8 protein-coding genes and 4 pseudogenes are annotated in these 10,215 nt (G+C 58.8%); 4 read left to right on the forward strand and 8 right to left on the reverse strand.

The genetic code is table 11. The annotated features are described in order from the left end of the window. Nucleotides 1-26: 26 nt before the first annotated feature. A complete protein-coding gene (locus MUBE_RS13795) occupies nt 27-374 on the reverse strand; it encodes a hypothetical protein (protein WP_116540963.1) in 348 nt (115 codons plus the stop codon). 306 nt (nt 375-680) lie between these two features. Here MUBE_RS13795 and MUBE_RS19175 point away from each other — a divergent pair, with 306 nt between their 5' ends. Beyond that, on the forward strand, nt 681-806 hold the full coding sequence (locus tag MUBE_RS19175) for a hypothetical protein (RefSeq protein ID WP_279386745.1): 126 nt from the start codon (nt 681-683) through the stop codon (nt 804-806). Between the two features lie 346 nt (nt 807-1,152). Here the strand turns inward: MUBE_RS19175 and MUBE_RS20610 are convergent. Then, nucleotides 1,153-2,075, reverse strand: a pseudogene (locus tag MUBE_RS20610) (hypothetical protein); the annotation flags it as partial. 57 nt (nt 2,076-2,132) lie between these two features. Continuing rightward, entirely contained in the window at nt 2,133-2,921 is a 789-nt protein-coding gene (locus MUBE_RS13810) for a (2Z,6E)-farnesyl diphosphate synthase (protein WP_116540966.1), read from the reverse strand. 141 nt (nt 2,922-3,062) lie between these two features. On the opposite strand from MUBE_RS13810, the pseudogene trhA reads away from it, so the two are divergent. Then, nucleotides 3,063-3,811 (forward strand): annotated as a pseudogene (trhA, locus tag MUBE_RS13815) (PAQR family membrane homeostasis protein TrhA). A 132-nt stretch (nt 3,812-3,943) separates the two neighbouring features. On the opposite strand, the pseudogene MUBE_RS20615 reads toward trhA, so the two are convergent. From MUBE_RS20615 to mca, 3 genes and pseudogenes are all read right to left on the reverse strand, one after another. Next, nucleotides 3,944-5,758: pseudogene (locus tag MUBE_RS20615) on the reverse strand (thioredoxin domain-containing protein); the annotation flags it as partial. 19 nt (nt 5,759-5,777) lie between these two features. Then, on the reverse strand, nt 5,778-6,083 hold the full coding sequence (locus MUBE_RS13835) for a hypothetical protein (protein WP_116540969.1): 306 nt from the start codon (nt 6,081-6,083) through the stop codon (nt 5,778-5,780). After that, nucleotides 6,080-6,952 carry a mycothiol conjugate amidase Mca gene (gene mca / locus MUBE_RS13840; RefSeq protein WP_116540970.1) on the reverse strand — a complete coding sequence of 291 codons (873 nt, stop codon included), beginning with the start codon at nt 6,950-6,952 and terminating at the stop codon, nt 6,080-6,082. Before mca ends, MUBE_RS13835 begins: the two co-directional genes overlap by 4 nt. Nucleotides 6,953-7,201: 249 nt before the next feature. On the opposite strand from mca, the pseudogene MUBE_RS13845 reads away from it, so the two are divergent. Then, nucleotides 7,202-7,598 (forward strand): annotated as a pseudogene (locus tag MUBE_RS13845) (DUF4307 domain-containing protein). Nucleotides 7,599-7,804: 206 nt separating this feature from the next. Then, nucleotides 7,805-8,299, forward strand: a complete 495-nt coding sequence (gene greA, locus MUBE_RS13850) for a transcription elongation factor GreA (RefSeq protein ID WP_116540971.1) — start codon at nt 7,805-7,807, stop codon at nt 8,297-8,299. 50 nt (nt 8,300-8,349) lie between these two features. Here greA and MUBE_RS13855 read toward each other — a convergent pair whose 3' ends face one another. Together MUBE_RS13855 and MUBE_RS13860 are read right to left on the reverse strand one after the other, a co-directional pair. Beyond that, nucleotides 8,350-9,531: a cystathionine gamma-synthase gene (locus MUBE_RS13855; RefSeq protein WP_116540972.1), complete on the reverse strand. Its 1,182-nt coding sequence runs from the start codon at nt 9,529-9,531 to the stop codon at nt 8,350-8,352. 79 nt (nt 9,532-9,610) lie between these two features. Continuing rightward, the coding region (locus MUBE_RS13860) for an RDD family protein (RefSeq protein WP_133297129.1) at nt 9,611-10,215 on the reverse strand (605 nt) is incomplete at its 5' end.

Below are 10,215 nucleotides of genomic sequence, written 5' to 3' on the forward strand. Positions count from 1 at the left end.
TGCCCCGTACCGGCTGGTTCCAACAATTACGTCCCTAGACGACGCACGCCCAGGTATTGCAGTGCTGCGAACGCCGCAGTGTAGGCGCCACTAAACAGCACCACAGCGACCCCTATGCTGGTCATCGGCACTGTTTCAGCGGCCACGGTCGTCGCCAGTATGTACCCAATGTCGGCCACAACGACACCGATTCCGGCGCACCATAAGTTCGGCAACGCCGTGTGGCTGAACACCACCAGACCGTAGAGCACGAAGAAGGCGCCCATGGCGTCTTCTTTGCCGGACGTCAGCCCAGTCAGCGACGAAACTTCGTCAGCGGCCAGAACCGGCGATCCCATCAACGTGGCGTTGGCACGCATAACTAGGGATAGCAGTCATGTGATTACCCCCTCGGGATAGCGGTTTGGGTCGAACAGGTTTGAGAGTGCCGTCGATGCACTGCCAGATCGACCCGTAGCACCGCCATGTACTTCCACCCATGAAAGGACTAAGCAGTTCATCCGTACTATTTCCGATTCGACCACGTCGAAAAACTTTCGAACGGCCGCAGCCCTGTTGGGCGTGGAAAATCAACGAACACACTGCGCCCAAATTTTTGCCGGGCGACACAGGCACCGCCTCTAAACCCCTGACTCAACAGGCGCCTAGTCGGTGCAACGCTGGCCGAATAACACGACGAATTGACCGGACCACACCGCTACCTGGTCCTCGACATCTTCAGCAAATCCCGTCTCACCATCGACACTCCGACAGAACAGGAGACATCCAACGGCGCTAACCGCCTAACCCACGATCCTGAAGAATAACAGGACAACGTCATACACCACCCTTGGACTTAACCCTTGAACACGGAACACTGCTGGACCGTGGACATAGCCTCGTCGGCCTTGTGCCGTTTGTATTTCTGCTCGAGGTCTAGGATCGCCGCAGCATTTTGCACAAGTGGTTATTTGCCACCAACTCACCTGGCTAAGCCCGATTTTCGATGACCAGATACACGGGAAGCATCTGGTAGGACGCCTGACTACAGGACTCTAGCATGACGCGGGCTGTCCAGCAGCTCTCACGGATCTGCTGGACTAGGATTAATAGGCTACTCGTCGTTCGACCAATTCCGCATTATTCATCACCTAGCCAGCTGAATTGAGCGTCGACCAGTTGGAGTAGGTCACCGTAGTGGCTCAGCGCCTGGCGGGTACACTTGACAAGACAAATGCGTCCTCGTCGACATCGGCCAAGGGATCAACCGGTCTCAGCGGCACTGCCACCCCGGTGTGCCGTAGCGTGGCCCAGTTAGTGCGCAGCGAAGGAGACTTGAAGAACGCCAGGCGGTCCAGGATCCCGGCCAACAGATCGGCCAGCATCTACGCTGTTAGCGAGATCGCCAGGCTAATGAACAGTAACATCGTCAGCCCGATATGCGTGGCGGGTTCGTTGCGGGTTGCCATCAGGCCGACACAGCCAGCAAACGTACACAGCATGTCAGCGCGCAGCGCTTGCCCCCCATCAAAGGCATCCACAGGGGCCACGGTGACACCCAGCTAATAGCACGTCGAAGCCCTTCGACGTGCTATTAGCTGGGTGTCAGGCCGAGCGGGATAATTAGGATCGCATTGCTTAGCGCGAAAAACAGCGTGACGACGACCAAGCCGAGGCCACTGCGACCAACTAACACCGACTGGTGGGACACTGCACAGCGACGACCATGGCACCTAGCGTGGATATCGAGATCACCGCACACATCAACCAGTGACCCCAGCCGCAGCGGTCCGTGGACACTGCCGACCAATAACAGTTCAGTGGTGCGCACCCGAGCGGTTTCAGGCGGCCGGAACAGTTCGACGAGCACTGTGAACTACGCCACGCAGAGGAGAGGCAACCAGGTAGATCTCGAGCTGGCTAAGCAGCTAGGTGTGCGCAGTACTGACGTTCCGTACCGTGTCGAGCATCACTAACAGCGCGAAACCGCACAGTCCGACCGCCACCAAACGCGAACACTTACGCGGATCACGAGCCCGCAAATACAACCCGAGCCGCTCGCTGAGCGTGAATACCACCGCCGACAGTACAACCACGCATCCAGTGTGTTACGTACACGACCTGTAGTCGCTGCTTATCGTGCCTGCGATGCCTCATGCTCCATACCTGCGGTGCCTCATGCTGTAGTCGCGCAGCGCGCGCAGGAAATCGACCCGTCGGAATGCGGGCCAGTGCGCTTCAGTGAACCACATCTCCGAATACGCGCTCTGCCACAGCAAAAACCCGGATAGGCGTTGCTCCCCTGAAGTACGAATCACCAGATCGGGGTCAGGTTGGCCAGAGGTGTACAGATTCTCGGAAATACCCTCGACGGTCACGGTCTCGACGAGCTCCTCGGCGGCGGCGCCGTTGGCAAGTGCCTTACCCAACAACGCGCGTACCGCGCCGACGATCTCGCGGCGACCTCCGTAGCCCACCGCAACATTGACATGAAACGGCGCGGCACCCGGTGTAGATTCCACCGCACCGCGCAGTCGACGTGCCGGTTCCTCGCCAAGCAGCTCCAAATCGCCGACGGTACGCACACTCCAGCGGTTGGCAGGTGCGCAGATTTCTTCGACCACGTCGGTAATAATCTCGATCAGTGCGGCGAGCTCATCGGGATCGCGTTGCAAGTTTTCCGTGGATAGCAGGTAGACGGTGATCATTTCGATGCCGACTTCTTGGCACCACCGCAGCATCTCGGCGATCTTGGCCGCACCCATCCGATAGCCATAACTAACATCGTCGTATCCGGCGTCACGGGCCCACCGCCGGTTTCCGTCACACAGCACTGCGATGTGGCGGGGAAGTTGGGATTTTGAAGCAGCTAGACCCTGCCGCAATCGCAGCTCGTAGAGCGCATATAACGGTTCTTTGAGCCGCGGCGGAATAATCTCCACAAGCGTCTACCCTACTGTGATAAGCAGCAAATCCCGGTCCGCATTTCCGACTATGTCATGTCGAGTCCGTGCTATAAGCATTCTGGGTTCCTGTGATTCACATCAGCCAACGGCAATTCAACACGAGAGCAAGCAGAGGCTATGAGTGGTCAGATCGAGACGGCCAGCAACGAGGCGGCTGTTGAATCACCAGGCTCGGAGCCGGCTAATGCCGCTCAGCAGATCGTCGAAAGCGTCACCCACGTTCGGGCCAAACCGCGCTTTCTAGACTGGATCCACGTGTATTCGGTGATGATCGCTGTCCTTGCGGGGGCCGCACTGGTCGCGGTCTCGTGGGCGGTGGCATCCACCTGCACCGGACTGGCCACGTTTGCCTACAACGCGGCTCTGCTGCTGATGTTCGCCGTCAGTGCCACCTAGACACCGCGTCCACTGGAAATCCGCGACCACCCAGAAATGGATGCGGCGGGCTGGGCCATTCGATGATCTTCGTGTTCATCACGGGCAGCTACATCCCATTCGCACTGCTGGCCATGCCGCCCAAGGCAAGGCGAATGGTGCTGTGGACCGTATGGAACAGCGCACTGGCCGAGATCCTGCTGAAGGTGTGTTGGCCATCGGCACCGTGCTAGATGAGGTAGCCGCTGTACTTGTTGCTGGGTTAAGTGGCGGTGTGGTACATCAGGCACGATCCGACATAACGTCGGAGTGGACGCCATGGTGCTGTTGTTTGCCCGCGGTGCCTTGTACAGCATCGGCGGCATTCTCCACGGGCTGCACTGGCCCAACCTGTAGCCGACAATGTTTGGCTTCCACAAGTTTTTTTCCACGCCTGCACCCCGATCGCGGCGATCGGCTACTACACCGCCATGTGGTTCGTAGTCTTCTGATCGATCTTCACCAGCCAACGTGAAGCCAGCTTCACGTTGGCTGTCGAGCGTGAAGGGCAACCTCACGTTCGCGACACAAATTACCCCAGCGCACCCAGGACCGTCGTGAGTCCGACTGAGCTGGTTACCGACAAGATCGCAGATCTGGCCACAGCTACACGTAAGCGGCATCAGAACCATCCACATGGTCCTGTCCAGCCAGTAAGCAGCGCCGACGAGCCCACTTTATCACCAACGACGATCGCGCTGTCGGGCATCAGCCAGCACACGTCGGTCAGCAGGGGCAACTACGCAGGGTCGCAAGCGACCGCGATCTGCAGTGGTCCACGCACCGCGGATTCGGCCACCGCCAGCTAATACCTGACCAAGCGCGGCGCGCGCCAACAGCACCGAATGCACGTTCAACGTATTTTCCGCCGCCAGCAAATAACGCTCAGCGCGCAGAATCAGTTGTGCGACATTCAGCAACTTTTTAGCGATCGACGATGCACCTGACGGGGTCGCCCCATCCTGCGGATCAGCGGTCCACAACTGCTGTTCAGCGTGATCGGCAGTATCGAACCAGCCGCCAAGGCACTGCAGGCTGGCGAAGTGCCACAACACGGTATCGAACACTTCGTTCACTATCGCCAGCCAGCCCTTATTAAGAAGGACACTAGTATAACTAGCTAACAGCCGCCTAGTCTATATCACATGGTATCCGAGGATCGCAGCGGCCTCGCCAACCATCCTGTCTAGGCTGGCTCGGCGCAGCTGGCTATCGGCCATCTATAAATCCAGCAACACCGTCGCGCAGGACCGCACAGCTCGCCACCAAACGTGGGTTTTCGCAATGCCACACTAGCCTCCATCAAGGCGTTTATCGCCAGGCCGTTCCAGGCCTCGATAACCTTGTTATCATGTCCAGGTTGAGCGCGGGTAAGCCGGGCAACCGGCAACGCGGCCCGGATCCGTTGCAGTTGTTGCGAATCCGGGTCCCCATGCAGCTCCATCACCGACACCCCGTGCTTGAAGGTGTCGGACCCAGCGGCGGCGTGAATATTCCGGCGTTGACCCAGCTCGTTGAGCAGAAGACAGGCGTTCTGCATGGCAACTAGACGAGCTAACTGGTATCCGGCATGGCGAACCCAGTGCGCGCATACGTGCAAGAGTAGTGCACTGTAATATACAGTATTCTTTACTACATCAAGGTCTTCTCGAAATATGGCACCACCCAGACGTCGTCGACGCTGTGTCGAGCGAACCCGCCAGCAAATTGGTCATAGATGCCGTCACGGGCCATCGCTCTTTCTGTACAGGCGACCCTCTCCAACGCAGCCAACAATCCGGTGCGTTCATAGTTGCGCAGCAGCTCCGACGACGGAGACTTGGGCGCTACGCTGAAACCGCCATGAGCGGTGTCCTGTTCACATCGCACAGTTGCCACAGCGTTGCCGCACAGCGTCGATATCATCGCTGGACCGCCGCCGGACAGCCCGGCTATCGAGCGCAACTCGCCGATGATGTAATCGGACACCTCCTTAACCTCACCGCAGCAGTCCCACTAGATGTCAGAAATAGCTGAAGAAGTTACAAGAAAGTAGCTTTCAGCTAGCAAGTGCCACAGAAAACGGTCGGCCATCGGGCCTCAGAAAACACGTCATCGGCCAGGAACCCTGTCCGGCAAGCACGACAGTGTCGTTCATGTAAACCGCGTCGATATCGGGTCTTTCCTCGCGATCAACTCTGACACAGATAAATCCCGCGTTCACCGTGACGGCCATTTCGTCGTTCTCGAACAATTCATGAGCCATGACATGACCTCAGTTACACACAGCATAGCCAACGAGCAACATAATCGGCACATCACGTGCGGCCGTATCCGTTAGTGCTCGTGGCGTCCACTGCTGCCAATGCACCGATTTTCCAGCATGCTGGCAGCAAATACGAGCTAACCGCCAGGCCCAGGGTGTTTGTCCGCTACGAATCAGCCGGGGTCCTTGTCGGGTTCCGGTGGTTGCGCAGATCCGTTGCGACCGGCACTGAGAGGCTCTTCACCAACATCGACACCCAGATAAGTTCCCTCGTCAGCGGCCTGACCAGGCTCAGGGTGTTCAGGGTCGAACGATGTAGGGACCCTCTTAAGTTGCCGGTTCATCGACTGCAACAGCAATAACGTGGCGACCAACAGCAGCAAGACAACCAGCAGGCCCATCGGACTCGCCTTGCCAAAATCGGGCCCGTGGTGCTGCGGCGAGCCATCAACAATCACGGCAAGAAAGATATGACTCACTCGGCTGCCTCGATTCCTGCGAATAAATCGTGCTCCGGCAGCCGGATAGGGACCCGCGAACGGGCCAACTCAAACTCCTCGGTCGGCCATAACCGCTGTTGCCAGGAAATCGGCGCGACGAAAAACTCGGCTTTGGGGTCAATCTGGGTAGCGTGCGCCCGCAACGCATCGTCTCGCTGGCTGAAATACTCTGAGCACTCGACCCGAGTTGTAACCCGGGACTCAAACGGGTCGTGCGTAGGATCCCACTGCGCGAGCCATTCGTCAAACGGGCTTTCTTGACCATGCTTTACAAATTCGTCGTGCAGCAGCTGTATCCGCGCCCGCAGAAAACCGTGGTTATAGTATAGTTTGGATACTGTCCACGGTTCGCCGGTATCCGGGAAACGCCGATAATCGCAAGCCGCCTCATAGGCATTGACCGAAACCTGGTGGCAACGAATGTGGTCAGGATGCGGGTAGCCGCCATTCTCGTCGTAGGTGGTCATCACGTGCGGACGGAACTCGCGTATAACTCGCACCAGCGCCTCGGTGCACACTTCCAGAGGCACCAGCGCAAAGCAGTCTTCGGGCAGCGGGGGCGGCGAGTCGCCCTTGGGTAGGCCAGAGTCGATGAAGCCCAGCCACGCGTGCTCCACACCGAGGATCTCGGCTGCCTTCGCCATCTCGTCGCGGCGGATTTCGGCGATATGTCCATGTACATCGGGCAGGTCCATCGCCGGGTTGAGAATCTCACCGCGCTCGCCGCCGGTCAACGTCACCACCAACACCCGATGGCCCTCGTTGGCGTAGTGGGCGAGAGTGGCAGCGCCCTTGCTGGACTCATCGTCAGGGTGGGCGTGTACCGCCATCAACCGCAGTTCGCTCACATGCTCCCTTGTCCATTCGCCGGTCAACCGCCTGAGCCTACAATTTCACTTCTCGATCGCTACATCTTGTCGGCCAGAGGTACAGCGGCCGACAAGCCGCTCAATGAACCGCGCCAACCACGATGCGTAGCATATAAAGACATTGATGTGAGGAAACCTATCGCTTGCGGAGGAAAGTTGAGGGGGAAAGCGGCACAGATGAACCACGCTCCCATCCCACTGCCCGAGACCCGTTACTGACATCCCCGACTGTCCGCCAGATCACGGCGCCGTGGCGTCATCGCCCTCGCCGTGGTGGCCGTCACTGCCGGCACCGCCGTCGCTATCATCAGCTACCAACGGTTCGGCACCAGTGACGTGGCGGATTCGCTGGTCCGCTACCAAGTGATCGATGACAAGACGGTGTCGGTGACAATCAGCGTGACGCGCTCCGACCAGTCCCGTCCGGTAGATTACATTGCACAGGTTTAGTCTAAAACGACAGCGACACAGATAGGCTGCGGTGTCGGTCATGCCATCCGAGGCGGCCATAGTGCAGATGACGACGGTGAAATCCGCCCGACCACCGGTAATGGCCGATCTCTATGGCTGCGGCACCGATGTACCAAGGTACCTGGGCTCAGCCTCACTGAACGACAAATGCTAACCGGTGAATATGACCTCACCAGCTGTTTTCGCGGTGGTAACATGAGTAAATGCACGGTTCCTACTGGGATCGTGTATTGCTGCATGGATAGCCGTGAACGGAACGAGGCAGCGACACACGGGGATGGCCTGGATACTTCCCGGGCAGCGGGGGATCAAATACTTACGCGGATACGCAGAGCCGAGAATACTAAGGAGCGCGACGAAATGACGGATACTCAGGTGACCTGGTTGACCCAGGAGTCACATAACCGACTCAAAGCCGAGCTCGACCAGTTGATCGCGAACCGTCCGGTCATCGCCGCGGAAATTAACGACCGCCGCGAAGAAGGTGACCTGCGCGAGAACGGCGGATATCACGCTGCCCGCGAGGAGCAGGGCCAGCAGGAAGCGCGCATTCGCCAGCTACAGGACCTGCTCAACAACGCGAAAGTGGGCGAAGCACCCAAGCAGTCCGGCGTGGCGCTGCCCGGCTCGGTAGTCAAAGTCTACTACAACGGCAACAAGTCCGATACCGAGACATTCCTCATCGCCACTCGCCAGGAGAGCATTAACGGCGGCAAGCTTGAGGTGTACTCGCCAAACTCACCATTGGGTGGCGCCCTGATCGACGCCAAGGTGGGTGAGACTCGCAGCTACACTGTGCCCAACGGCAACACCGTGCAAGTCACGTTGGTCAGCGCTGAGCCTTACCACTCATAATTACCGCGAGTGTGAATCCTGCAATGGTCCGGCGTGCCGTGTCACCGATTTCACAGTCGGGGCAGTTGGCTTAGCGCCTGCTCGAGGTCACCCAGCAGGTCGTCAACGTCCTCAATACCGACCGAAAGCCGCACCAAGTCGTCGGGGACTGCTAACTTCGACCCGGCTGTCGATGCGTGCGTCATCGCGCTGGGATGCTCGATGAGTGACTCGACCCCACCCAAGGATTCAGCCAAGATAAACACCTTGGTGTGGGCGCACAGATCCTCAGCAGCTTGTCGGCCTGCTTGCATCCGCAACGAAACCATACCGCCGAAGCCGCGCATCTGTCGTGCGGCAATCTCATGCCCAGGATGGCTGGGCAAGCCGGGATATAGCACGGCGCACACCGAGGGATGCTCGGCCAGGAATTCCGCTACCGCAATGGCATTTTCGCTATGCCGCTGCATCCGCAACACTAACGTCTTCAAGCCACGCATCGTCAGGTACGCGTCGAACGAGCTTGGCACCGCGCCAGCTCCGTTCTGCAGGAAACCGAAAGCCTGGTCTAGCCCTTCGTCGTTGGTGACTAGCGCACCGCCCACCACGTCGGAGTGGCCACCAATGTACTTGGTGGTCGAGTGCAGCACGACGTCCGCCCCCAGCGTAAGTGGCTGCTGCAGCGCGGGCGACGCAAAGGTGTTATCCACCAAAACCTTTGCCGAGTGCTTTATGCCTGATTCGCCGATACCGCTGATATCGGCGATAGACAGCAACGGATTGGTTGGTGTTTCCACCCATATCAACCGGGTCCGTGGTGTGATCGCGGCACGGACCGCATCCAAGTCAGATAACGGCACCGGCGTGTAGTCAATGTTCCACTGAGTGAAGACCTTGTCGATCAGCCGAAAGGTGCCGCCGTAGGCATCATCCGGTATGACCACGTGGTCCCCCGGCCGCAGCATTGCCCGCAAGGCGCAGTCGCTAGCGGCCATCCCGGAACTGAAGGCCCGCGCAAAGGCGCCCTCTTCCACCGCAGCCAAGGATGCCTCTAAGGCGGCGCGAGTCGGATTGCTGGTGCGAGCGTACTCGAATCCGCCGCGCAACCCGCCGACGCCATCTTGGGCAAACGTACTGCTGGCATAAATCGGCGCGTTTACTGCCCCGGTTGCCGGATCCGGGCGATAGCCAACATGGATAGCTTTAGTGGCTAGTCCGGTGATGCCGTGGTACCCCTGGTGATCTTCACTCATCGACAATCAGCCTAAGCGATGGCCGCTGCGGTCAGCGGTTACGGGCGCGCCGGCTAGCGTACCAAGTGGCAGCGCTGTGTCAGATCGGCAGACACACTGTCGTCATGATCTTGTCAGCCAGGGTTTGCCGTTTGGCGTCCCAAAGCGGGAATAAGAACCCGATGTAACAGATGATTGCATCGACGAAGTGCGCAAGCTGGTGCACCACCGACATCCCGAAACCGATTGGCTGTCCAGTGATCTCACTGACCATTTTGAATTTCATCACCGTCTTGCCGATGCTAGAGCCGGTGGTGCCCTGGCGGTAGCCGTAATTCCAGACCAGGTAAGCTATCGCCACCGGCCATGCGAGCCAGAACGCCAACATGCCTATGCCGGTGGGCTGGGTGGCGCAGTACTGGTTGACGTTGTACTGCGTGATATCGGTGACACACGCCTCTTGTTTCGTAAGCGTCTGAGTCAACATGCCAACGCCAAGCACAACCGCGGCCGGAATGTTGTCGATGATGTAAGCCAGTACCCGGGTGCTCCAGGATGTATAGGCCTCCTTAGGCAGTGTGCGGATCACCGGTCCAGGTGGAGGCGGCGCATACCCACCACCAGACGGCGGAGGCGGGGGATACCCACCACCAGACGGCGGAGGCGGGGGATACCCACCACCAGACGGCGGAGGCGGGGGATACC

This window comes from Mycobacterium uberis (genome assembly GCF_003408705.1).
In the GTDB taxonomy this organism is placed as follows: Bacteria; Actinomycetota; Actinomycetes; order Mycobacteriales; family Mycobacteriaceae; genus Mycobacterium; species Mycobacterium uberis.

Excerpts from the sequence above, each read along its gene's own strand:
- greA (WP_116540971.1), top strand. The coding sequence starts at position 7,805 with ATGACGGATACTCAGGTGACCTGGTTGACCCAGGAGTCACATAACCGA.
- MUBE_RS13855 (WP_116540972.1), bottom strand. The coding sequence starts at position 9,531 with ATGAGTGAAGATCACCAGGGGTACCACGGCATCACCGGACTAGCCACT.